The sequence below is a fragment of the Erythrobacter sp. JB1-4 genome (genome assembly GCF_057365025.1).
The window spans coordinates 298,183-323,018 of sequence record NZ_CP200292.1 but is presented as its reverse complement, the minus strand read 5'-3'; the positions used below and the strand labels follow the sequence as shown (position 1 = coordinate 323,018).

Genomic DNA, 24,836 nt, shown 5'->3' with positions numbered 1-24,836 from the left:
GCAAGCCAAAGTACGTGACATTCGCTGCATCTCCTTTTGTGCGTAACGCATGGATCAAGGTTCTTATGCTCGCGATTGCGGCGTTTTTAGCGTTACCGGCGATTGCGTTCGCGCAAGACAGCGATATCCCCCAAGAGGCGCGTTTTGGGGACGATAATATCGCGGTCCAGCTGATCGCAGATGGCGCGCCCAAGGCTGGCGAAGAGTGGACACTTGCGCTGCGCTTTACGCCGTCTGGCGAGGAATGGCACGGCTATTGGTCGAACCCGGGGGATGCTGGGCTTGGCATGGATTTGCGCCTTGATCTGCCTGAGGGGTGGGAGGTTGGTGAGGCGCTTTACCCCGTGCCGCAAACTTTGTTGCAGCCCTTGCCCGGTGGCACCGCTTTGATGAACCACATCTACAAAGGCGCTTACAGTGTTCTGGTGCCAGTGCGAGTACCGCAAGGGGCCGACACGCAAGGGGTTTTGCAGGTCGGTGGATATGTCCAATATCTCGCCTGCACCGATGAGGTTTGCGTGCCGCAGGACGCGGTTCTTATGGCAGGGCAGCCAAGCGCATCTGGCGGCGACTTTGCCCGCTGGCGCGCCGAGGTTGCGCCAATGCTCGATGCTGCTGCCACCTTCGCCATTGAAGGCGAGGTTTTGCGCCTTGGCATTCCGCTTCCTGCCAGTGTTGAGCTATCTGACCCGCATGTGTTTATCGCGAACACACAGCTGGTGAACTACACCCCCTCCCAATCCTTTTGGCGCGATGGTGACAGGCTCATCGTCGAGATTGCTTTAAGCGAATTTGGCACAGGTGAGGCCGATACGGTGAGGGGTATCTTGTCCTTTGGTGGCCAGACCGGTGTGCGCTTTGTGGCCGATGCTGGCGAAGTGACACCGGGCGGTGAGCGCATGGTCACGATGAACAGCGCAAAGGGCGTTACCCCGCCTTTGTGGTCACTGATATTGGGCGCACTGGTGGGCGGGCTGATCCTCAACATCATGCCGTGCGTCTTCCCAATCCTTAGCCTCAAAGCGTTGAGCTTGGCGCGAGCTGGTGGAAGCGAGGCGGAGGCGCGAGCGGAAGGCGTTGCTTACACCGCAGGAGTGGTGATCGCTTGCGTTGCTCTGGGCGGGATCATGCTGGCCCTGCGTGCAGCAGGTGAGCAAGTGGGCTGGGCGTTTCAACTGCAATCTCCCAGCGTTGTGATTGCGCTTCTGGTGCTCGCCACCGTCATCACCCTCAACTTTGCAGGTATTTTTGAGCTTCCCAGCGTCGACACAGGGGGCGGGCAAGGGCGCAGCGCTTTTGCAACCGGGCTTCTCGCCGCGGTGGCCGCAACGCCTTGCACAGGGCCGTTTATGGCGGCCGCCTTGGGTGCAGCGCTGCTTCTCCCGACACCGCTCGCACTGCTGCTATTCGCAATGCTTGGCCTTGGGCTGGCGTTGCCGTTTCTTTTGATCGGTTTCGTGCCCGCGCTTCGCAAGATGCTCCCCAAGCCGGGCGCATGGATGGACACTTTCCGCCGCGCGATGGCGTTTCCTATGGGTCTGACCGCCATTGCCCTTATCTGGCTTACGGTGCAGCTTGGCGGGCGCGGGTTTGGCTTGTCGGCGCTGGTGATGCTGTTTGGGATTGTGCTTGCGCTCTTTATCGTTGGGCGACTTCAGCGCGCAGGCAAAATGGCATGGCCCGCCTTTGGACTGGTCGCGGCACCCTTCCTGATCTTTGGCGCCTTCGCGCTGCCTTATGCCTATTCCCCGCCCGTTCGCGACCTTTCGCAGTCCCTCCTTTTGCCCGAGGCTTTCAGCCGCGACGCTTTGGCCAGCGCGCGCGAGAGTGGACAGCCGGTGTTCGTCTGGTTCACCGCCGATTGGTGCGTCACCTGCAAGGTCAACGAAAGCGTCGCGATTGAGCGCGAGGCGACGGCAAACGCTTTTGAACGGGCGGGCGTGATAACCATTGTCGGCGATTGGACGGTGCGCGATGAGGAAATCACGCAGTTCTTAACCGAGCAAGGCGCGGCAGGTGTTCCGCTTTATCTGTGGTACGAACCGGGCGAAGAGGCGGAACAAATGCCCCAAGTCCTGACCCCCGAAATGCTGATCGAGCGGGCCCAAAAAGACCGTTAGCGCGCGGGGCTTGAGGCGTTTGTTGGCTCTGCCTCGGGTTCTTCAGCCCCTTCCTCGTCAGCATCCGCTTCAGCCAACGCGGCCAGAGCCGCCTCATCCAAGGTTTCTCCAGCGCGGCAAAATGTGACCATTTGGCCCGGCAGGGGATCGGAATTAAGCGTCACCATTCCGGCACCAGGAACTGTCGCGATAAGTTCGCCAGCGCCCATGAGCGGTTCCCAAACCTCATCTGCCGCCGGGGCGCTGCCGATCCAAAAGAACTGGTCTTGCACCTTGGTTGCATCGACTTTGATCCGCCCGATGCGGCCATTGCCAACCAGTGCGAGCAAAGCGCCTGCCCCTTCATCGGCCGGGGAAATGCGCGTGATCTGGATGGCCGGTTCGCCTGCCACATCGCAATCGAGCGCCAGCAAAGATGACTGGCCGGGAATTCCATAAATCAAGCGCCCCTCGCTTTGCGCGCTAAGCGCCCATGCCGCCCCTTGGGTATCGGGCGAGGGGAGCGGCGATGAGGCAAATGTGGGCGATGCTTCTGGCACCGCGCGCAGCATATCCGCGTCCGTTGGAGGCGGTTTGCACGCGGTCACCAGAGCTACGGGGGCAAGGAGAGTGAGGAGCGTCAGCGTCCTCACGGCTTCCCGCCCATCCGCTTGGCTCTCACCTTGCCGTAACGTGTCTTGCGCGTCCCCGGCTTGCCCTCGTTGCTTCGCCCGACCCTTGGCGCTTTTTTCTGCTCATCAGGCAGGCCAAGCTCGTCATTTTCAAGCCGACGGATTTCATCGCGAAGTCGCCCAGCTTCCTCAAACTCGAGGTTGGCCGCCGCATCGCGCATGCGTTTTTCGAGGTCTTCGATGTAGGCCCGTAGGTTATGGCCCACGAGGTTGTTGGTCTCGTCGTCCTCTAGGTCGACTGTGACCCCGTCCTGTGATGCAGTGTGTGCCACAATGTCGGCAATGTCGCGCTTGATTGTGGTGGGCGTGATGCCGTGTTCTTCGTTATAAGCCTTTTGCTTTTCGCGGCGGCGGTCGGTTTCGGCCATGGCGCGTTCCATGCTGCCGGTAATGCGATCAGCGTAGAGGATCACTCGGCCATCAACGTTTCGCGCCGCGCGGCCGATGGTTTGGACGAGGCTTGTTTCTGAACGCAAGAAGCCTTCCTTATCCGCGTCCAAAATCGCCACAAGGCCGCACTCAGGGATATCGAGCCCCTCACGCAGCAGGTTGATACCGATCAGCACGTCATAAACCCCCATGCGAAGGTCGCGGATAAGCTCAATGCGCTCCAGCGTCTCAACGTCGGAGTGCATATAGCGCACGCGCACGCCCGCCTCGTGCATGAACTCAGTGAGGTCTTCGGCCATGCGCTTGGTCAAGGTTGTGACGAGGGTGCGGTAGCCTTTTTTGGCAGTGGCGAGGCATTCTTGGATGCAATCTTGCACCTGATCTTCGACCGGGCGGATTTCAACCGGCGGGTCAATGAGGCCGGTCGGGCGGATGACCTGTTCTGCGAACACGCCGCCGGTTTGCTCCATCTCCCAAGGGCCGGGAGTCGCTGAGACAGCGACCGTCTGCGGGCGCATCGCGTCCCATTCGTTGAAGCGCAATGGGCGGTTGTCGATGCACGACGGCAAGCGGAAGCCATATTCAGCCAGAGTGATTTTGCGGCGGTGGTCGCCCCTTGCCATGGCGCCAATCTGCGGCACGGTTTGGTGGCTTTCATCGACAAACAGCAGGGCGTTTTCGGGAAGGTACTCGAACAGGGTGGGGGGCGGCTCTCCGGGGAGGCGACCTGTTAGGAAGCGCGAATAGTTCTCAATCCCGTTGCAAGACCCGGTGGCGGCAATCATCTCAAGGTCGAAATGAGTGCGCTGTTCAAGCCGTTGGTGCTCCAAAAGCTGCCCTTCGGCCTCCAGCTCTTTCAAACGCTCCGCCAGCTCAAACTTAATCGCTTCGGCGGCCTGTTTCATGGTCGGCCCCGGCGTCACATAGTGCGAGTTCGCATAAACCCGCACGCGGTCCAATTTCGCACCGGTCTTGCCGGTTAGCGGGTCGAATTCGGCAATCTCTTCAATCTCATCGCCAAAAAAGCTAATGCGCCACGCCATGTCTTCATAGTGCGAGGGGAAGAGTTCCAGATTGTCGCCGCGCACCCGGAAACACCCGCGGGTGAAGGCGGCATCATTGCGCTTGTATTGAAGGGCGACCAGCTTGCGGATCAACTCGCGCTGGTCGACGCTTTCATCTTTCTTGATGTCGAAGATCATTGCCGAATAGGTCTCAACCGAGCCGATACCGTATAGGCATGAGACCGAGGCGACGATCACCACATCATCGCGTTCGAGCAGTGCGCGCGTTGCCGAGTGGCGCATGCGATCGATGGCCTCGTTTACGCTCGACTCTTTCTCAATATAGGTATCCGAGCGCGGGACGTAGGCTTCTGGCTGATAATAGTCGTAGTAGCTGACGAAATACTCGACCGCGTTTTCAGGGAAGAAGCTTTTCATCTCCCCATACAATTGCGCGGCGAGGATCTTGTTGGGCGCAAGGATCAGGGCGGGGCGCTGCAATTCCTGAATGACGCTCGCCATGGTGAAGGTTTTGCCTGACCCGGTAACGCCCAAAAGCGTCTGCGTCTGCTCCCCCTCGCGCGCACCCGCCACAAGCTCAGCAATCGCGGTGGGTTGATCGCCTGCCGGTTCATAGTCCGAGACAAGCTTAAACGGTTTCCCCGGCATCGACTTTTCAGGCCGCGCGGGACGGTGGGGGGTGAAATCTTCACCGGTTTCAGGCTCTTCCAGCCCGCGTCTGATGACTAACTCGCTCATGGGAACAGATATGGTACATGAGAAGGCGGTTGTGAAGCACCCAAGGGCGCTCTATTCACCCCTGCCGACAATGAGGGAGGATTTTTCCAAATGACCAATGCCAATTTTACCGCCAAAACTGTGACTACGGGGCTTCTTGCATCCGCTCTTCTGCTTGCCGGGTGCAGCGAAAGCACTGTGGATGCAGACAGTGATGGTGACGGCACAGTGACGGCCGCAGAGGTTGGCGAAGTTGTATCAGACCTTCGTCCTGAGCCGGGCAAATATTCTGTCAATCTAGAACTGGTGAAGATTGAGATCCCCGGAGCGCCACCAGAGATGCTCGAGATGATGGGCGGGATGATGAACAACAATTTTGAATATTGTCTGACGCAAGAAGACGCCGAGAAAGGCTTTGAGGAATCGCTGACCGAGGGGCAGGGCGAAAATTGCAAGATTGATAAGTTCGCTTTGACCGGCACCGACGTCGACATGGCGATGAGCTGTTCTGCACCTGATGAAGGCGAAATGAAAATGACCATGACCGGCACGGTCAGCCCCACTCGCACAGATATCGCGGTCAAAACCAAAGGCACTCTCGCGGAGATGGGCGAGGCCGATATTGAAATGAACATGGTGCAAGAACGCCTTGGCGATTGCGACGGTTAGAACCAATGGGTTTCAGCGTTCCTTCATGTGATGAACCGTCTTTAGGCGATGCACCAAAAAAGGGACGCTGATGTCCAAAATTGAACATTTCTTGGCCTCATCGAAAGCGGCGCTCACTCAAACGGAGGTGGCGCGCCGCATTCAGCTTGCCTCGGGGGATTATGCGCAAGAGGAGCTTGGGAAGCCCAGCTTTCTTAAGTTTATGGGCGAGGCGGACCTTCTGATCGAACCTGCCCGCCGGCTGGTGCGCAAATTTGAGGTGCCAAAGGCAAACCGCCCGCAAACGGTCATCCTCTTCCCCGGCTTTGGTCATGGCCCATCACGCATGCGGTACATGGCGCAGCGGTTGGAGGAGGCAGGCCATACAGTCAAAGACTGGGGGCAAGGGCGCAATTGGGGAGTGGCTGAGGCGACATTGGACGCTTTGGAAGCACGGCTTTTGGACGTTTGCGAGAATTCACGCGGACCTGTTGCATTGGTCGGGTGGAGCCTTGGCGGGCTTTACGCAAGAGAACTGGCAAAGCTGCGCCCTGATCTTATCACTAAGGTTATCACGATGGGGTCGCCCTTTTCGGGCTCGCGGCGCAACAACAACATCTGGCGGCTTTATTCGGTGATCACCGGAGAGAGCGTGGATGAGCCGGGGATTGACACAGACACCACGGTGAAACCCGAGGTGGAAACGGTGGCGTTTTGGAGCCCCAATGATGGCGCGATTGGCCCGCGCAGTGCGGCGGGTAAGCCGGGTGAACGCGACCGGGCGATTGTCCTTCGCTGCACGCACTCAGGCTTTACCTATGACCCAAAGGCAATCCTTGCGGTGTTACAAGAGCTCGACAAGGCGCCTGCATAGGCCAGATGGCCGATCATAAGCGGCTTTCCTTTTGAGAACGGCGCGTTAGAGTATGCTTTCGCACTTGCAGCAAACTTGCGGGGATAGATGGCTTGCAGCGCTTCGGGGACACCCGACAACTTTGATGAAATGACCCACGGGGCCGGGACCACGCGGCCCGCTTACGCTGCCTATGGCGAATGGTATGACGCGCAAGACCCTGCATTCCTCAAGCGCAAGAACCGTGAGGCAGATGAAAGTTTTCGCCGCACTGGCATTACCTTTAACGTCTATGGCGAGGATGAGGCGGAAGAGCGTCTGATCCCGTTTGACATGGTGCCGCGCATTATCACCGCTGGCGAATGGCGCAGGCTCACTAAGGGTATTGAGCAGAGGGTTCGGGCGCTGAATGCTTTCCTCTATGACCTTTACCACCGCCAAGAGATTATCCGTTCGGGCCGTCTTCCCGAAAGGCTGCTGAGAAACAATGACGCATGGCTCCCGCATATGGTGGGCATGACGCCGCCGGGCGGGGTTTACACCCATATCGTCGGCATCGATCTGGTGCGCACGGGGCCGGATGAGTGGTTTGTGTTGGAGGATAACGCCCGCACGCCTTCGGGTGTCTCCTACATGCTCGAAAACCGCGAGACGATGATGGAGATGTTCCCGGACCTCTTTTCTCAGGTGAAGGTGGAGCCGGTTGCGAATTACCCGCGCCGATTGGCAAGGAGCCTTGCCGCCTGCGCGCCGCCCAAGTTTGATGCAAGCGGCGGGCGCAAGCCCAATGTCGCGGTGCTGACGCCGGGGATCTACAACTCCGCCTATTTTGAGCACGCGTTTCTCGCCGACCAAATGGGCGCAGAGCTTGTCGAGGGCTCGGACCTTCGCGTGATTGATGGCCGCGTGCAAATGCGCACCACCCGCGGGTTTGAGCCTTTGGATGTGATTTATCGGCGTGTGGACGACGAATATCTCGACCCGCTGACCTTTCACCCTGATAGCGTGCTCGGCGTGCCGGGAATTATGGATGTGTATCGTTCAGGCGGTGTCACAATCGCCAATGCTCCGGGAACGGGCGTGTCGGACGACAAGGCGATCTATTCCTTCATGCCCGAAATCGTTGAGTTCTATACAGGTGAAAAGCCGCTCTTGCCCAATGTGCAGACGTGGCGCTGCGCTGATCCGGATAGCCTTGGTTATGTGCTCGACAATCTGGAGGAGCTTGTGGTCAAAGAAGTCCACGGCTCCGGCGGATATGGCATGCTGATCGGGCCGACCGCGACGAAGAAGGAGATCAAAGCCTTCCGCGCCAAGCTTGAGGCAAAGCCTGAAAATTACATTGCACAGCCTACGCTTTCGCTTTCCACCTGTCCGATCTTCACCAGCAAAGGGCTTGTGCCTCGCCATGTGGATTTGCGGCCTTATGTGCTGGTTTCGCCAGATGGCATCGACATTACGCCGGGCGGGCTCACCCGTGTGGCGCTTAAGCAAGGCTCTTTGGTGGTGAACAGCTCCCAAGGGGGCGGCACCAAAGACACTTGGGTTCTGAAAGACTGATGGGGGCCCCAAACATCACACGAGAACCGACATGCTAGGCCGGACCGCCAATGGCCTGTTCTGGATGTTCCGTTATCTCGAACGGGCAGAGAACACTGCGCGCCTGATGGAGGCAGGGCTTCGCATGGCGCTCACCCGCGATGTGGAGACCGCGCAGGATGAATGGCGCTCGGTCATTTCGACCTTGGGTCTCAAGACCGCGTTTGAACAGGCAAACGATAGCTATGACGGTGCAAGCGTTTGGAATTTCGTCCTGCGCGACCGCGACAACCCCGCCAATGTGCGCGAGATGATGGGTGCGGTGCGCAGCAACGCCCGCACAGCGCGCACATGTCTCTCAGCCGAAGTGTGGGAAGCGGTCAACGAGAACTGGATGGTTCTCGACAAACAGCTTTCGCGCCCTGTCAGTCAAACCGCGCTTGGCGATGTGTTGGAGCGTTTGCGGCGCACCGGGATGCTGGTTCATGGGGCGATGGATGGCACAATCCTTCGCGATGAGGGACGGCATTTTGCGCGCGTTGGCACCTATCTTGAGCGCGGGATGAGCACGGCGCGCATTCTCGATATGAAATACTATTTGCTGCTGCCCTCACTTTCCTATGTGGGCTCCAGCCTTGATACAGGGCAATGGGAACAGGTCCTGCGTTCGGTCGCCGGGGTGAGCAGTTACAGCAACATCAATCGCGGCACTATTGATGCGCGTTCTATCGTTGACTTCCTGGTCCTCGACCGGCGTTTCCCGCGCAGCCTTGCCTTTTGTCGCAATGCAGTGCGCAACCATCTGCAACGGCTTGCCGAGATACATGAGCGCGAAGGCAAATGCGCAGCGCTCTTGGTGGCGAAAGAAAGCGACATTTCGAGCCTTACCGCAGAGGCCATCTTCGAGCAGGGTCTGCATGAATTCCTCACCGAATTCATGGCGCACAACGGCGAGATCGGCGAAGCGGTCACCGAAGACTACAGGTTCCTAGCGTGAGGGTTTCTATAAGGACAATGGCGCAATGAAACTCGCGATCCGCCACACCACGCGCTACGCCTTTAAAGAGCCGGTTGTGCACGCGCTCCAACGCCTGCGCCTGACACCCAAAGAGACGCAGGGGCAGCGTATCCTTGAGTGGGATATGCACTATGAGAACGCGCACCGCGAGCTTGAATACGAGGATCAGAACTACAACACGGTCACCCTCATCGCCGTGGAGCCGGGCGCACATGAGGTCACAGTCACATGCCAAGGCAAGGTCGAGACCAGCGATGTCGCAGGGGTAATCGGAACTCACTCGGGCCATTTGCCCTTGTGGAGTTTTCTTGGCCAAACCGACCTTACAAGGCCCGGATTGCAAATGCACAATCTCGCAAGAGAGCTTGGCAAACCTGATGAGCCGGGGGTCGAGTTTCTCCACGAACTTTCATCAACCATCGCTGAGCGTGTCACATACACAACGGGTGTGACCGGTGTTACGACGAAAGCCGAGGAAGCGGTCGCGGCGGGCGAGGGTGTGTGTCAGGATCACACCCATATCTTCATTGGCCTTGCCCGCTTCTTCGATATCCCTGCGCGCTATGTGTCGGGCTATTTGATGATGAACGACCGCATCGAGCAAGAGGCAAGCCATGCTTGGGCCGAGGCGCATATTAAGGGGCTTGGCTGGGTCGGTTTTGACGTATCCAATGGGATCAGTCCCGATCCGCGTTACGTGCGGGTGGCAACAGGCCGCGACTACCGCGATGCAAGCCCAGTTACCGGCATCAGCTTTGGCACTTCCTCCCAAGCGCTTACCGTTGATCTCCAAGTCGAGCAGCAAGCGCAGTAGGCTTTTTGTATGTTTTGGATTTGCGCCCACAAATCCGCGGATGGGCGTGCGAAAAACAAAAGACTCACTCGACAAGCTGCGCTAAGCGGCGCGGATTAAAACAACCGGAGAATTTGATGACCTATTGCGTTGGCATGGTGCTCGATAAGGGCCTTGTCCTGATGAGCGATACCCGCACCAATTCGGGCGTCGACAATATCTCTGTGTTCCGCAAGATGTTCTCATGGTCGGTGCCCGGGGAACGCATGATCGCGGTGATGACTGCAGGCAATCTGGCGACAACGCAGGCTGTGGTGAGTAAGCTTGAGGAACGCACCAAAGAGCCCGATGAGCGCGAAACTACGCTTTTGAACGGGCCCACCATGTTCACCGTTGCAACGGAGATCGGGCGGTTGCTGCGCCAGACAATTAGCGAGGTGCAACAAGCAAACAATTCAAAGTCACGCTTCACCGCCTCGATCATCCTTGCCGGCCAGATCGCGGGGATGGAGCCGCGTCTGTTCATGATTTACCCGGAAGGCAACTTCATTGAGGCAAGCTCTGACACGCCCTTCTTCCAGATTGGCGAAACCAAATACGGCCGCCCGATCCTGATCCGGGGCTATGAGCCGGATATGAGCATTGAGGATGCGGTGAAGCTGGTCATGGTGTCGTTTGATTCCACCTTGAAGGCGAACCTGTCTGTTGGGCTCCCGCTTGACCTTATGGTGATTGGCAAAGACGATTTTGCACCCACCCATGAACGCCGCATCACGCCGGAGGATGAATACTTCGGCACTATCTCTTCCAATTGGGGTGATGCGCTTAAGTCTGCGTTCGAATCGCTTCCCGCTTATTCACTCGAGTCGCAATAAGGTTCAGAGTTAGGGCAAGCGGCTAAACTGCAAATAACCCCGATTTTGTATCAGACATTTGGTCGATATTGGAGGTATTAAGGGCTAAGGATTCAGCCGTTTGCGCAGAATCCCTCACCGTATGACTCCATATCGGGGTTAGTGCTGCGTGAATTAAAATTTTGGTGAGCGCACCAAGATAAGCATGTCACGCAAAGCCACCCTCCATTTCATCGATTCCAACAGCCGTCATCGCGCTGAATTGGCACGCATAGGGTTTTCCCTGGGCCACCATTCAGAAGTGTATGGCGACATTTCGGAATTATCCATTCACCCACCGCGCGAAGGGATCATTATCGCCCGCGATCTGCCTGATCAGGGCGGCGTCTCGATGATTCTCGATCGGCTCAGCCGATTGGGCATCTGGTTGCCCCTGATCGCGGTCGAGGCAGAGCCGCGTCCGGGCCGAATTGTAGAGGCAATCAAAGCGGGGGCGCTTGATTATCTCTCTCTTCCACTTGATCCGGATCGGTTCGAACGCTGTCTTTCTCGGATTGAGAAAGAGGCCGAAGTCTTCGGGGCAGCTCGCCGCCGTATGATCGAGGCGCGCGACCGGATCGCAAGTCTGTCAACCCGTGAACGTGAAGTATTGGAATGGCTGGCCCAAGGATCCAGCAATAAAGTCATCGCCCGTGAGCTCGATATCAGCCCGCGCACTGTCGAAATCCACCGTGCCAACATGATGCACAAACTTGGCGCGCGCCACGCCGCCGAAGCCGTCCGCCTCAAACTTGAGGCTAAATTGGAACCTCAGATTGAACCCCAAGTCTCCTATTAAATCCACTTAAGAAATGCTGGTCTATCGCCAGTGTCCATCCTGCGAAGGGCGCCTCTTTGAGGAGCGTAAAGCCACCCCGCCCTTGGTACCCGAACGGCCTCAACGTCTTCCCCCGACGTTGGGGCCGTTCTAATTTCTCAAGGTGCTGCGGATGTACGATGAACGCGGCCCACCGCAGCCCAGCAAGCTGCACGGCGGTTTGTCCTAAGGCGTAACTACCTAAGGCGTACCTATCTAAGGCGTATCGTCCACCATCTGCTCCCACAGCTCGATTTTGACGCCATTGGGATCAAGGATCCAGGCAAACTTGCCATATCCCTCGTCCGCTGTGTCCAGCACGTCGACATCGCGCGATTTTAGGAGCTCAACAAATCCGTCGAGATCAGCGACGCGAAGGTTGATCATGAACCCGCCTTGGCCCGGCTGAATATACTCATCATCTTTGAAGTGGCTGATGAGGGAGTATGGCTTTTTCTTGGGTTCATCAGACCAAGCAAACTGCGGCCCATATTCGCCGTCCACTCCCAGCTTATCGCGATACCAAGCCCGTGTGGCTTCGGGATCAGCCGCCACATAGAATACGCCGCCTAAACCAGTGACGCGTGGTCCGGTGCTGCGGGGTTGTGTTGTCTCATTCATGTGCCCGTCCTCCTGAAACCAGCTTACAGCGCCATCGAGCACTAAGCAAAGGTGCTTGGTTCAGAACCGGGTTGTGAACTCGATCACCGAAGGAGGCAACGCATCGAGAAGCGCGATTTCGATGACCTTATCAAAGCCGCTAACCACCATCAGGCCCACCACCAAAAGCGCTGCTCCAAACAGGGGTTTGCCGTATTTGGCGAGCACGGCAAGGGTCTGACGGCGCTCCCCTATGGCCTTGCGCGAGCCATAGGCAAAGGCAAGCACGCTTGTCGCAACGCCAATCCCGAAGATCAGGAATATGAAAAAGCTTGCGAGTAGGTCCTGCCCCTGACTGGCTGCCGCAATCGCAACGCCAAGGGTTGGACCCACACACGGTGCCCACACAACGCCCAGCAGCAAGCCGACCGCAAATTGGCCATACCACCCGTCACCGCTAAGCGATGACAGGCGTTGATTGCCGAAGTTTGAGATGGGCGCAGCCGCCGCGCTGAGCGCTGCTTGCGCCTGAGGCACCAACAGCACGAGCCCTGCAACCGCCAGCAATCCGCCTGCGAATAGTCGCACAAATTGCTCATTGATGCCAAGCGAATAGCCAAAGGCGATCACGGTAAAGCCAAAAGCGGTGAAACTGGTTACAAGCCCGGCGGCAAGCGCGAGCGGGCCAAACCTGCTCTTGCCCAGCGCTGATGCCACCAAGATCGGCACAAGCGGCAGGACGCAAGGGTTCAGGATTGTGACCAGCCCCGCGATAAAGGACAGGAATGCGCTGCCAAACATGATGTTAAGCCTTACCTGATGGCGCGCCCTTAAAGCGCGTCCAGCACCACTTTGCGAAGACGGGTGCGATTGGTCTCAGCAATAGAGCGGGCGACCTCGTCCATGCCTTTGAACACGAGAACGGTCGACTGACGCGGCACGCGGTTGGCACGAAGGAAGGCCTTTTCATCGTCGAAATTCACTTTGACGAAAAGCACATCGCTCGACTGTTTTTGGGTGCGCAGCTCATCAAGGATCGGGGCCTGCGCCCGGCATGTCGGGCACCAGTCGGCATAGACATCAACCACGATCGTCTTGCCCTTTTTTTGAGCCATCATAAATTCGGCTTCGTCATAGGTGGTCCAATTCGCGGCATTGGCCTGAGCGGTGAGCTGCGTCGCGCCAACGACGATGGCACCAATGGCGGCGATGATCAGAAAAAGGCGGGTCATTATCGTGATCTCCAGAAGGGTATGGGCGCAAAAGAGCGCCGCGGTTTGTCTGGTGTTCGCGCGCGTGGGCGGGCTGGTTACACGTGGAAATAAAAATCGGGCGATTTTTTAAGTCGCCGGAATGGGCCCATCTGTGTTGGGCGCGATGAAACTCTTGGAGGGGGTGAATACTTACTCTCTCGCGTTGTTCTAAGACTCTGTTTTGAAGGTGAAAATTGCAATCTCGTACCGCCAATGTGTCAACTGTCACATCGTTGCTCCAATGCAAGTGCCAAATAGTTGCCATTTTGTGCTAAGCTTGTGCCCATACACTGGAAAATGGCGTGCGTGTTCGGGGGGACAAAATGGCTGTTTCAACTCCAAATTTCTTTGAAGCCGCGAATAAGGCGGCGGCGCGTATTGCTGAGAGTGGGACCGATATTGAACGGCTAAGCCGCGAAATCCGCATGGGCTCACCTGAACAAGTTGCGAGCGAACATCAAAAGCAGCAGCGCCGTCGGATGCTCGAAAATCTCTATTCCGAAGAACGCGAGGCGAAAGAGGCGTTTGAGCGGATCATCGGCGGGAACGAACTTCAAGATGCCAATTATCTGCCTCGCGGCGCCTTGGTTGCGCGCTCGGTCGTTCGGGTGGAAATCATCAACGCACGCGGGCGCAGGCTTGGATTTGGTTCGGGCTTTTTCGTGGGCGACGGCGTGTTGATGACCAACAACCACGTCCTCAAAAATTTTGAGCTTGCCCAAAACAGCGAGATCCAGATGTTTTATGAGCGCGATTTGCTGGGGCAGGATCGCACGCCGCTTCGCTTTCGGCTCGATCCCGATAAATTGTTCTACACCAATGAACCGCTCGATTTCACCATTGTCGCGGTGGATGAGCAATCTGTCGGCGGCATGGCGACCCTCGAAGAGGCTGGCTGGCTTCCTCTGATCGCAGAGCTTGGCAAGGTGATGGAGGGTGAATGGCTCACCATCATCCAACACCCCAATGGCGAGCGCAAACAGGTGTGCGCGCGCGATAATCAGTTCTTGGCGCGAAGCGAAGACGTGCTGTGGTATTCAACCGACACTCTGGGCGGTTCCTCAGGGGCTCCCGTTTTTACAAACGATTGGCTGGTGGTGGCGCTCCATCATTCGGGCGTGCCGCGCATCGAAGGTGGCGCCTGGAAGACGGTGGATGGGAACGATTATGATCCCAGCATACATACCGATGCCGACATTGATTGGATCGCGAACGAAGGCATTCGCATCTCCAAGATTATTGAGCTTTTGCGCACCGATTTGGAAATTGCGACGCACCCGCTGATTGCGCCCATGCTCAATGTTGGTGTGCGCGATATCTCAAGCCGCCTACCGGTGATGTTTCGAGGAGGGAGGCTGCCCGATAGCTTGGTCCAAATCGCGCGAGCTGTGTCGGTTGCAGATTATATGAAGCCGAGCGCCGCGCCGCCGCCGAATCCGCCGCCGCCCAATTCGCCACCGCCCAATTCGCCACCGACTGCGCCGCCTCTAACAGCGCCGCAATCGCATGATACGCAAAATCAAGTCACTTCGAACCACTCACTTCACCTCACAAGCGCAAAGGACAACACTATGGAACGCAAATTGATCCGGGTAACGCTGGCGGTGGAGAATGGTCAGGTTGAGGTCGTCGAGCAGGATGCAGCTGAGTCGATGGATGCCTCTGGGGTGCTTGAAAGCAAGAAAAACAAGGAGCCGCCACATGCGCCGGTCTACCCCGAAGACCATTGGAACAAGCCATTTGACGAGTATTTTCTCTTTGATGAAGATACAGATAAAAAAGACGACAAAGAGGCCAAGCGGGTGCATCTGCCCGTTTTAGAGCACCCGGACTGGGAGGCCGAGGACAGAGCATCTAAGCGGGCGCAGCGCGCATGGCTGAAACAAGGAATGGGCCCACTGGCGAAGTTGAGGGCTGCTGACGGAAAAGAGCAATCTGCCGATCAAATCGCCCCAGATGCTTATGGGAAGTTACCATTGGCGGGTGACATCGAGCATGGGCGGCTTCACTATCGAAACGTCACCGTCGCAATGAACTCCGAACGCCGCATGGCCTACTACAGCGCCGCTAATGTTGATGGCGGCATAAACTGGGGGCTTGGGCGTCCCAAAGACAAATGGCTCAATGATCGACGTATCTCGACCGAGGATCAGTTACCCAAGGACTTCTATTACAAGAATTATTTCGACATCGGTCATCTATCAAGGCGCGAAGCGCTTGAATGGGGTAAAAACCCTTATGACGCGACACTTCGTGCAAACGCGACGAATGTACTGACTAATGCTGTGCCGCAGTTTGAGACGTTCAACCGTAATCAGACAACTGATAAGAAGAGCGTTCTGTTATGGCAGGGGCTGGAGCAGTATATCCTTGAGCGAACCGCGCGGGAATACAACTTCAGGGTTCAAGTTATGAGCGGCCCGATCTTCAATGAATTCGACCCCCCTTATAAGGGCGTGAACTTGCCGATTGAGTTCTGGAAAGTCATTGTGGCGGTTGACGCTGAGAATAAGTTGTTCGCCACCGCGTTTTTGCTCAGCCACGAGCGCTATATTGACCCCGACAAGTTCGATTACCGGGAAAGCGCGCCTGCGCGAGACCAATTGTTTAGTGAATGGAAGAGTTATCAGCGACCGATCGAAGAAATCGAAGAACTGACCAAGCTGAAATTCCGCTTCGGAAAAGGCGAAGGTAAAAGCTTGGCCGAGATAGATCCGTTCGCCGAAGAGCTAGCGAAACCTGCTTTCCGCAGGCGAAAGGGCGTTCAAACTTTGGATGCGAGCGAGTCCATATTGCGGGCCAATTCTGGCGGGTTCCGTGAGGATGGCTCGATAGACAGCTTCCAAGATATTATCCTGCGTTGATCGCCTGAGGGCTCCTGACTTGCGCATTTTCTGAGCCTTGATAGGGCGGAGTCCAGTCGCCGCTCTATCAGAGGAAATCAGTATGACAATCACGCAACGCTTCGCTGGCAAATCGGTAATCATCACCGGCTCATCCACTGGTATCGGAGAGGGTATTGCGCGGCGTTTCCATGATGAAGGTGCAAATGTTGTAATCAATGCGCGCAACGCTGAGAAATGCGCGAAAATGGCGGAGAATCTCGATCCTGCGCGCACGCTCGTGGTGCCCGGTGATGTAAGCAAAAGCGCCTTTGCCAATGAGATCGTTGCGGCCTGTGTCGAGAAATTTGGCGGCCTTGATGTGATGGTCAACAACGCCGGCGTTGGCGGCGGTTCCATGGTGCACAAGACGTCTGATGAGGAAATCGACCGGATCATCGATATCAACGTCAAGGGCGTCATCTATGTGAGCCGCGCCGCGATCCCTCACCTGAAAGCCACTAAAGGCTCGATCATCAATATCTCCAGCGTGTCGGGCATGGGCGGAGATTCCATGCTTCCCGTGTACAATGCCTCCAAGGGCGCAGTGAGCAACTTCACACGCGGGCTGGCATTGCAAGTGGGCGGGATGGGCATTCGGGTGAACGCAATCAACCCCTCGATCACGCGTTCGGATATGGTTGATGACATTACCGGCAATGACATGATGGTGGGCGCGTTTATGCAGCGCGTTGCCTTGGGCCGGATTGGCGAGCCTGAAGATATCGCAGCAGCAGCGGCATTCCTGGCAAGCGAAGATGCAAGCTTTGTAACCGGTGTGAATTTGCCCGTCGATGGCGGCGTGACAGCGAGCAATGGGCAGCCTAACTTCCTCGCGCTGGCGATGGCGGCGAAGGGGTGAACCAAAAAGGTTTTTGCCACCCTTGGTCTGCCGCCTTCGCCCAGTGAGCCCTCCTATCAGTTTCGGGTCTTGAGCCAGTAAAATTCGAACCGTGTCACTCCTGTTCGGAAGAACTGCTGATGGGCTTTGTACTCGGCTGATTGCTGGACTTGGGCAAAACCTTCCTCATCATCCCATTCGACAAAGGTTATCTGCCCGGGCGCTCCTGGTGGCGAGTTATGAGCCTCCATTGTGGTCCCGCGCATCTTATAGACAAAGCGGCCTCCTGCCCGCTCCATCGCCGGTTCGATCCCGTCGAGATAGCGGTCATAGTCTTCCGCATCTTCGAGCCACGCGACCACGACCGTGTACTGTTTTGCCGGATCAAACGTGAGGGCCAGGTCTTCGTCTAAAGTCAGGCTGTAAATCCTGAGTTCGTCCCATCCATCGGATCGCGTTGCGGAGATTGCGGGCCAGCGCGGGTCCTTCTGAATTTCCTGATAGGATGCCTCGTCGGGCCATGAGAAGAAAATGAACGCTCCTGGATCATAATCGCTGATGATCTTGCGGCTGACATTGAGTTGGCCGATGCGTGTGAAACCCAGCGGGCGAGTAAGTGGGCCGGTGCTATCGTAATAGGTCTGGCGCGCCGCCTGAGCACCTTCGCGTGCGTCCGGAGCGATCACTTGAATGACCTGGCCTTTGTCAGCTTTCAGAGTAAACCCCTGTCTTGCAGGGGCGGGTGCCTCTTGTGCATCTTGCGCATGCGAGGTGAAGGCCGTGCCGCATAGAGCAATGAGCGCGGTGCAGCTGATTGCTATGAGTGGTGCGTTTCGTCTGAGATTGGACATGCCTGACTCCCGTTGATCCATGGTTGATAAATGCACCATGGATCAGTGGTTGAGAGAAGTATCGGCTAGATTTCTTGCTTCATTGGTGCGAAATCGTGCCAATGAACGACTGGGATGACTATCGGCTGATCCTGGCGATTGCGCGTGCGGGAACGCTTCGTGCAGCTGCCGGTCATCTGGGCCTAACGCACACGACTGTTTCGCGCCGTCTCGCTGTTGTCGAAGATCGGCGCGGCAAGCTTTTTGAAAAGCGAGCGGGCGGATACAGCCCGACCCGCTTGGGAGAATCGCTTGTTGATGTGGCACAGGGGATGGAGAACCTCACCCATTCTGCCGCGCGCTATGAGCGTGCCGTGGAGCAGGATCTTACCGGCGTAGTGACGCTTTCGATACCTGAGCCTGTCGCGCAATTCTTGTTGCTCAAAGAATTGTGCGAGCTGCCAAAAATCTTTCCCCAGATTGAGTTTCGCATCAATATCAGCGTACGGCTTGTGGATCTTGATCGATCCGAGGCCGATATCGTCGTGCGAGGGACCAGCCAGCCGCCGGACCACCTGGTGGGGCGCCGACTATTTGCAAATGTCTTGAGCTTTTACGGTGACCGAGACTATCTTTCAAACACGCCGCCAGATGAGCTTCAGTGGATTGTCCCAACGCAGGCGGGGCGCTCGCCTGATTGGCTTTCGCAGTCACCTTATCCCGACGCGCCGGTGGGGCTTATGATCGATGATATTGTCACGCGGCACAACGCGGTGGTTGAGGGTTTTGGGATAGCGCGCGGTGCTTGCTATATGGCTGACCCTCAACCCAATCTCGTGCGTTTAACCGATGCAGCGCCGACGCCTCTGCATGATTTTTGGGTGCTGACGCATCCTGATTTGCGCCAAACACCGCGCATTCGCGCTGTCATGGATTTCATAACTCGCGCTATGAAAGAGAAGGAAGAGTTGGTGACAGGTCTATGCCCGGCTCCGACTTTGACCTAGCTCGCTTTGCTGCGTTTCGCCCGCTTCCTCTCATGCGGGTCGAGAGCGGTTTTGCGCAGTCGGATGCTTTGCGGGGTCACCTCGACCATTTCATCGTCATCGATATAGGCGATTGACTGCTCCAACGTCATCCGGCGCGGCGGGGTGAGACGGATGCTGTCATCCTTGCCCGAGGAGCGGATGTTGGTGAGCTGCTTTGCCTTCATCGGGTTAACCTCAAGGTCATCGGGCTTGGCATTCTCGCCGATGATCATGCCCTCATAAAGCTTCATCGAAGGCCCGACAAAAAGCTCGCCGCGCTCTTCAAGCATGTTGAGAGCATAGGCGTTGGATCTCGCCGTCGCCATTGGAGATGAGAACGCCGTTATTGCGCCCTTCAATCGGGCCTTTGTAGGGGCCGTATTTCTCGAACAGGCGGTTCATAATGCCGGTGCCGCGCGTGTCGGAGAGGAATTCGCCGTGATAGCCGATAAGCCCGCGTGAGGGCGCGGAGAAGGTGATGCGGGTCTTGCCCTGACCTGAGGGCTTCATCTCGGTGAGGTCAGCCTTGCGGCGCTGCATCTTCTCAACCACGGTGCCTGAGTGTTCATCATCCACGTCGATGACGACGGTCTCATATGGCTCCATTTTCTGGCCGTCTTCTTCGCGTAGGAGCACTTTGGGACGGCTGATGCCAAGTTCAAAGCCTTCGCGGCGCATGGTTTCAATAAGGACGCCAAGCTGCAATTCGCCGCGGCCTGCAACCTCGAAAGAATCCTTGTCGGCGCTTTCGGTGATGCGGATAGCGACGTTGGTTTCGGCCTCGCGGAAGAGGCGGTCGCGGATCATCCGGCTGGTGACTTTGTCGCCTTCGCGCCCGGCGAGCGGGCTGTCGTTAACCGCAAAGCGCATGGCAAGCGTTGGCGGATCAATCGGCTGGGCTTCGATCGCCTCTTTCACAGAGGGGTCGCAGATGGTGTTAGAAACCGTTGCCTTCTCAAGGCCGGCAAGCGCGATGATATCGCCTGCCTGTGCGCTTTGAACCGGAACCCGGTCGAGCCCGTCAAAAGAGAGCACTTTGGTCGCGCGGCCTGCTTCAACCACATTGCCATCTGCGTCGATGGCGTGGATCGGATCGTTGACCTTCAGCGTACCCGATTGGACGCGGCCGGTCAGGATACGGCCCATGAAATTGTCACGGTCGAGCAGCGTCGCCAAGAAGCTGAACGGGCCGCTTTCATCGAGGCCGGGGGAGGGGACGTGCTGCGTGATCAGCTTGAACAGCGGATCAAGCGTGCCTTCACGCGCGCTTTCATCATCGCTGGCATAGCCATCGCGGCCAGAGGCGAAGAGCGATGGGAAGTCGAGCTGATCGTCATTGGCATCGAGCGACGCAAAAAGGTCGAATACCTCGTCGAGCACTTCTTGCGGGCGGCCATCAGGACGGTCGATCTTGTTGACGACCACAATCGGGCGCAGGCCAAGGGCAAGCGCCTTACCGGTCACGAATTTGGTTTGAGGCATCGCGCCTTCTGCGCTGTCGACCAGCAGGATAACGCCATCGACCATGCTCAGAATACGCTCAACCTCGGCGCCAAAGTCAGCGTGGCCGGGCGTGTCGACGATGTTGATGCGTGTCGTTGTGCCGTCATGCTCCCACTCAACGCTGGTGCATTTGGCAAGGATGGTGATCCCGCGCTCTTTTTCCAGATCGCCGGAATCCATCGCGCGCTCTTCCACGCGTTGGTTTTCACGGAAAGTGCCCGATTGGCGGAAAAGCTGGTCAACCAGAGTGGTCTTACCATGGTCAACGTGAGCGATAATCGCGATATTGCGCAGGTCGCGAGACATAAGCGTTCTCATTTTGGAAAAGAAGTTTGGGAATTTGCCCGCCCCCTAGACGCTGTGCTGCGGCGCAACAAGGGCGTAATTCACACCAGGGCACCCCGCGCCAAATTGGCAACACATACGACGCAGCTCAGCTTGACGCAGCGTAAGTTGTTAATCGGTACTTTTTCTGAGGGCTTGCTGCACTGCAAACAGGGGGAATCGCGGGTGTGACTCCTTCGCAACAGACCAGCGGCTGCGCCCACTCTTACGTGCGTTCTGCGCTTGTAGCCGTGTAAGCACTGGCCTAACACGTGATGCAGATCACAAATGACACTGCCGCGCATCTGGGGATGCATTTATAATCGGCCGGGCGTTTGTGATGGGATACGAGGAGAAGGATATCCATGCGTTCAATTAATTCCGGAACCCCCGGGTCGCTTCGGTTTGCACTGCTTGCAGGCGCTGCCGGTTTTGCACTCACCGCACCAACGGCTGCTTTTGCACAAGATGCGGATGACGATGCCGCTGCGGCTGCGGAAGCTCTTGGTGATGAAGATGACAGCAATGTCATCATCGTGACCGCTTCGAAGCGTGAGCAAACGCTTCAAGAAACCCCGATTGCTGTGTCTGTGACCAGCGCTGAGACTATCGAGCAAGCGAACATCCGCGACGTGCTCGACCTTCAGTCGGTCACTCCCTCGCTGCGTGTAAGCCAGCTGCAGACCTCATCTGCATCGACTTTCATCATTCGCGGTTTTGGTAACGGCGATAACAACTTCGGTGTTGAACCATCGGTTGGTGTGTTCATCGACGGTGTTTTCCGCTCACGCTCTGCAGGCGCCCTGTCCGACCTTCCAAACGTTCAGCGCATTGAGGTCCTTAACGGCCCGCAATCGACGCTCTTTGGTAAGAATGCATCTGCTGGTGTGATCAACATCGTCACCCGTGAGCCTCAATTTGAGTTCGGCGGTTCGGCTGAGTTTTCTTACGGTAACTTCAACAACGTCTTCCTGAAAGGCGACATCACCGGCCCGATCACGGACAGCGTTGCGTTCTCGATCGATGGATCACTTCAAAAGCGTGATGGTACATCGCAAATCGTCAACCTTGGCGCTCAAGGCATCGATCAAAACGACCGCGATCGTTACTCGGTTCGTGGTCAGCTCTTGATTGAGCCTTCGTCGGATTTTCGTATCCGCGCGATTGCTGATTATTCGAGCATTGACGAGGTGTGCTGCCAAGTCGGGACCGTTGTTGCAGGCCCAACCGCTCCGGCACTGAACCTGCTTGGCGGTAATGTTCAGACCTTCGACACCTTCTTTGATCGCACAGCCAGCCTCAATACGGTTCCGATCAACCAGGTTGAGAACTACGGCGGCTCGGTCCAAATGGACTATACCGCTGGCGCGTTGTCATTCACATCGATCACGTCATACCGTGAGCTTGATAACTTCTTCCGCTCTGACATCGACTACACCGGCGCGGACATCGCGACCGAGCAGCGCGACCAAGCGGTTGAGACCTTCACTCAGGAATTCCGTATCGCGTCCGATTTCGACGGCCCGATCAACTTCCTGCTTGGTGGTTTCTACTTCGATGAGACGATTACTCAGGAAAGCCAAATCGAAAACGGTCGCCAAATTCGCGACTTCTTCGAGATCCTTGCAGGCGGCAACCCAGCCGATGTTCTCACCGGCGCACCAAGTGTGTTCAACGCGGTTGAAGCCGGTCTTGGTCTGACCCAAGAGACGATCTTCAACACTCCGCTGCTGACTGCCGAACAGTTCAGCATGGATAACGAGGCGTTCTCCATTTACGGTACGGTTGATTTCGAGCCAACTGATGGCCTCGTACTGACTGTGGGTGCCAACTACACCGATGACAGCAAATCGTTCGCGCTTGCACAGCAAAGCTTTGATCCGCTTGCAAACATCAATCTGGTTGATGCCTTCATCACAGGCGCGAGTGCCGCCGATCCAAACTTGCCGTTGATCACTGATCGCGCAACGTTCCAAGCGCTTCCTGCCGCTGTTCAGCAAGGTCTGCTCGCGGCAGCGACCGATCCGACCGTCAACACGCTGCTGCCACTGGCTCCGTTCCAGTTCCAGCCGCCGTTCCTGACGATCCCGAACTCGGTTGAGCCTGGTGAAACTGCTGATGATAAGCTGACGTATCTTGCGCGTATTTCCTATGAGGTAACGCCTGAGATCAACACATACCTCAGCTACGCCACTGGTTTTAAAGCAAGCTCAGTGAACCTCTCGCGTGACAGCCGTCCGCTGGGCACTGACTTTGCGGTAACGCCGGGCACGGGCAACTCGACGTTCGCTGCGCCTTCATCGCCAATTCTCGATGCAGGTCTTGCGGTTCCAAACCTTGTTTCAGGAACGCGTTTTGCCGGCGCTGAAGAAGCGGAAGTTTGGGAAGTTGGCGTCAAAGGTCAATTCGATGGCTTCGGCTTTAATCTGGCTGTCTTCGACCAATCGATTGAGGGCTTCCAAAGCTTTGCCTTCACCGGCACAGGCTTTGCGCTTCGTAACGCAGGTGAGCAGTCGGTTCGCGGTTTCGAATTCGACACCACGGTCACTGCAATTGACGGCTTCGTCTTCACCTTCGCGGTGACGCACCTCGATCCGCTGTTTGATGATTTCCCCGGCTCGGTCGTCGGCGATCTCACCGGCCAACGCCCTGCGGGTATCCCATCATGGGCGGTGTCGACTTCTGCGACGCACACACATGAGTGGGACAGCGGTCACCGTTTGATCACCCGTCTTGATTATCAGTTCGAAAGCGAAGTTGATATCAACAACGGCCTGCCAACATTTAACACCGCAAACGGCAACACTGAGATCTTCGAGCGCGAAGTGAACAATGTGAACGGTTCGATCACCTTGGCATTCCCAAGCGGATTTGAAGCCGGGGTGTGGGCGCGTAACCTGCTCGACAATGAATACATCCTCACTGTCTTCGATGGTGTTGCACAGTCTGGCACAGTTTCGGGTTATCCAAACCAGCCACGCACTTATGGCGGTACTGTGCGCTTTAAGTTCTAAGTCTTTGCGACCATACCTTTGTAAAAAGGGCCCCGTGCGGATTACCGCGCGGGGCCCTTTTTCTTTGATTGGGCGCGATTGCTGCGCCTTTTCCCCTCAAGCTTTGCCAGAAGTCCTTGAAACTTGTTAGCAATTGTGGTCGCTTGCTGGATAACCAGTTAGGGGATCAAAATTTCATGAAACTTGATGTTGGCCGTGTGCTTTCCAGCACTTGGGAAATGACCAAGCGACGCTTTTGGCTGTTGATTGGCATGTGGGCTGTCTTTTTCGGCATTCAGATGGTCTTTTATGTCGTCTTAACGGCCTTCTTTGGTGGCTCAATGATGGCCTTGGGTGGTCTTGGGGCGGGCCTTGATAGTCCTGAGGCTGCGCTTGGCGGAATGGGTGCTGGATTTATCATTTTCATGCTGCTGTTTTACATCGGCTACTTCGTACTCCTTTTCGCCAGCCAAGCGGCCACCGCGGCCTTGAGTTCGCCCATAGAAGACGGCAATTTTGGCGAAGCTTTGGGCACCGGTTTCAAGTCGTCGCTTACCCTTTTGGGGGTCACGGTGCTGATGATGATTGCCTATATCGTTATCGGCGCAGGATTTGCGCTGGTGATCGGTCTTTTGGCCTCTTTGGCCGAGGTGGTTGGAATTATCGCGGCGATAGTGTTCCTGCCGGTGATTATCTATCTGGCGCTTCGCCTCTCGATCCTTTTGTCTGTTGTTGCGGTTGAGCGCGTCTTTAATCCGATCACTGCGATCACCCGCACATGGGCGGTGACCTCCGGCAATGTACTGGGCATTTTTCTCGTGACGATTGCGGTGCTGGCGCTTGGTCTGGTGATGATCCTTCTACCGCTTGGACTGATCGGCGGGATGTTTGGGGCGCTTGATGTGGCAGGCGGCGGCGCTAGCCCTGAGGCGGGGTTGGCGGCTTTGGGAGCGGGCTTTGTTGTATTGCTGCTCTTCTTCCCGCTCTTCATTATCTATTCGATCGTCAGCGTGGTCATGAATGCGTGCCTTCACGCAGAGCTTACCGACCACGACACAGAGGCACTGGAAGATACCTTCGCTTAAGAACGAGGCGAAG

19 protein-coding genes and 1 pseudogene are annotated in these 24,836 nt (G+C 56.8%); 13 read left to right on the top strand and 7 right to left on the bottom strand.

Annotation, left to right across the window (positions count from 1 at the left end; all coding sequences use genetic code 11):
* Window positions 1-14: 14 nt before the first annotated feature.
* A complete protein-coding gene (locus AC0V61_RS01655) occupies window positions 15-2,120 on the top strand; it encodes a protein-disulfide reductase DsbD family protein (protein WP_486155523.1) in 2,106 nt (701 codons plus the stop codon).
* Here the strand turns inward: AC0V61_RS01655 and AC0V61_RS01650 are convergent.
* Window positions 2,117-2,752 (bottom strand): hypothetical protein, encoded by a 636-nt coding sequence (locus AC0V61_RS01650; RefSeq protein WP_486155522.1) that lies wholly within the window; start codon window positions 2,750-2,752, stop codon window positions 2,117-2,119. The two genes, AC0V61_RS01655 and AC0V61_RS01650, sit on opposite strands and share 4 nt — an antisense overlap.
* Complete coding sequence (uvrB, locus tag AC0V61_RS01645) at window positions 2,749-4,944, bottom strand: excinuclease ABC subunit UvrB (RefSeq protein WP_486155521.1); 2,196 nt, start codon at window positions 4,942-4,944, stop codon at window positions 2,749-2,751. The genes AC0V61_RS01650 and uvrB overlap by 4 nt, the downstream gene beginning before the upstream one ends.
* Before the next feature lie 90 nt (window positions 4,945-5,034).
* On the opposite strand from uvrB, the gene AC0V61_RS01640 reads away from it, so the two are divergent.
* The 7 genes from AC0V61_RS01640 to AC0V61_RS01610 all read left to right on the top strand — a co-directional run bounded on the left by AC0V61_RS01640 (window position 5,035) and on the right by AC0V61_RS01610 (window position 11,466).
* On the top strand, window positions 5,035-5,592 hold the full coding sequence (locus tag AC0V61_RS01640; protein WP_486155520.1) for a DUF3617 domain-containing protein: 558 nt from the start codon (window positions 5,035-5,037) through the stop codon (window positions 5,590-5,592).
* Between the two features lie 70 nt (window positions 5,593-5,662).
* The gene (locus AC0V61_RS01635; protein WP_486155519.1) at window positions 5,663-6,445 is read left to right on the top strand and encodes an esterase/lipase family protein; all 783 of its coding nucleotides are present in this window, start codon (window positions 5,663-5,665) and stop codon (window positions 6,443-6,445) included.
* An 87-nt stretch (window positions 6,446-6,532) separates the two neighbouring features.
* Window positions 6,533-7,984, top strand: a complete 1,452-nt coding sequence (locus AC0V61_RS01630) for a circularly permuted type 2 ATP-grasp protein (RefSeq protein ID WP_486155518.1) — start codon at window positions 6,533-6,535, stop codon at window positions 7,982-7,984.
* Between the two features lie 31 nt (window positions 7,985-8,015).
* Window positions 8,016-8,960, top strand: a complete 945-nt coding sequence (locus AC0V61_RS01625; RefSeq protein ID WP_486155517.1) for an alpha-E domain-containing protein — start codon at window positions 8,016-8,018, stop codon at window positions 8,958-8,960.
* A 25-nt stretch (window positions 8,961-8,985) separates the two neighbouring features.
* Window positions 8,986-9,795, top strand: coding sequence for a transglutaminase family protein (locus AC0V61_RS01620; protein WP_486155516.1), 810 nt, complete (start codon window positions 8,986-8,988; stop codon window positions 9,793-9,795).
* Window positions 9,796-9,911: 116 nt separating this feature from the next.
* Window positions 9,912-10,649 carry a proteasome-type protease gene (locus AC0V61_RS01615; protein ID WP_486155515.1) on the top strand — a complete coding sequence of 246 codons (738 nt, stop codon included), beginning with the start codon at window positions 9,912-9,914 and terminating at the stop codon, window positions 10,647-10,649.
* Between the two features lie 184 nt (window positions 10,650-10,833).
* Window positions 10,834-11,466, top strand: a complete 633-nt coding sequence (locus AC0V61_RS01610) for a response regulator transcription factor (RefSeq protein WP_486155514.1) — start codon at window positions 10,834-10,836, stop codon at window positions 11,464-11,466.
* A 234-nt stretch (window positions 11,467-11,700) separates the two neighbouring features.
* On the opposite strand, the gene AC0V61_RS01605 is transcribed toward AC0V61_RS01610, so the two are convergent.
* The 3 genes from AC0V61_RS01605 to AC0V61_RS01595 are packed head-to-tail and all read right to left on the bottom strand — an operon-like array spanning window position 11,701 to window position 13,316.
* Entirely contained in the window at window positions 11,701-12,105 is a 405-nt protein-coding gene (locus AC0V61_RS01605) for a VOC family protein (protein WP_486155513.1), read from the bottom strand.
* Between the two features lie 60 nt (window positions 12,106-12,165).
* Entirely contained in the window at window positions 12,166-12,885 is a 720-nt protein-coding gene (locus AC0V61_RS01600) for a cytochrome c biogenesis CcdA family protein (RefSeq protein WP_486155512.1), read from the bottom strand.
* 29 nt (window positions 12,886-12,914) lie between these two features.
* Window positions 12,915-13,316, bottom strand: coding sequence for a thioredoxin family protein (locus tag AC0V61_RS01595; protein ID WP_486155511.1), 402 nt, complete (start codon window positions 13,314-13,316; stop codon window positions 12,915-12,917).
* Between the two features lie 344 nt (window positions 13,317-13,660).
* Between AC0V61_RS01595 and AC0V61_RS01590 the strand changes: the two genes are divergently transcribed.
* On the top strand, window positions 13,661-16,201 hold the full coding sequence (locus AC0V61_RS01590; protein WP_486155509.1) for a DNA/RNA non-specific endonuclease: 2,541 nt from the start codon (window positions 13,661-13,663) through the stop codon (window positions 16,199-16,201).
* Window positions 16,202-16,283: 82 nt separating this feature from the next.
* Window positions 16,284-17,081 carry a meso-2,3-butanediol dehydrogenase gene (gene budC, locus AC0V61_RS01585; RefSeq protein WP_486155508.1) on the top strand — a complete coding sequence of 266 codons (798 nt, stop codon included), beginning with the start codon at window positions 16,284-16,286 and terminating at the stop codon, window positions 17,079-17,081.
* A 56-nt stretch (window positions 17,082-17,137) separates the two neighbouring features.
* Here budC and AC0V61_RS01580 read toward each other — a convergent pair whose 3' ends face one another.
* A complete protein-coding gene (locus AC0V61_RS01580) occupies window positions 17,138-17,911 on the bottom strand; it encodes a DUF1330 domain-containing protein (protein WP_486155507.1) in 774 nt (257 codons plus the stop codon).
* Window positions 17,912-18,012: 101 nt separating this feature from the next.
* Between AC0V61_RS01580 and AC0V61_RS01575 the strand changes: the two genes are divergently transcribed.
* Window positions 18,013-18,897 (top strand): LysR family transcriptional regulator, encoded by an 885-nt coding sequence (locus tag AC0V61_RS01575; RefSeq protein ID WP_486155506.1) that lies wholly within the window; start codon window positions 18,013-18,015, stop codon window positions 18,895-18,897.
* On the opposite strand, the pseudogene typA reads toward AC0V61_RS01575, so the two are convergent.
* Window positions 18,894-20,727, bottom strand: a pseudogene (typA, locus tag AC0V61_RS01570) (translational GTPase TypA). The gene AC0V61_RS01575 and the pseudogene typA sit on opposite strands and share 4 nt — an antisense overlap.
* 383 nt (window positions 20,728-21,110) lie before the next feature.
* Here typA and AC0V61_RS01565 point away from each other — a divergent pair.
* A complete protein-coding gene (locus AC0V61_RS01565; protein WP_486155505.1) occupies window positions 21,111-23,759 on the top strand; it encodes a TonB-dependent receptor in 2,649 nt (882 codons plus the stop codon).
* A 176-nt stretch (window positions 23,760-23,935) separates the two neighbouring features.
* Window positions 23,936-24,823, top strand: coding sequence for a hypothetical protein (locus AC0V61_RS01560; RefSeq protein WP_486155504.1), 888 nt, complete (start codon window positions 23,936-23,938; stop codon window positions 24,821-24,823).
* Window positions 24,824-24,836 lie beyond the last annotated feature (13 nt).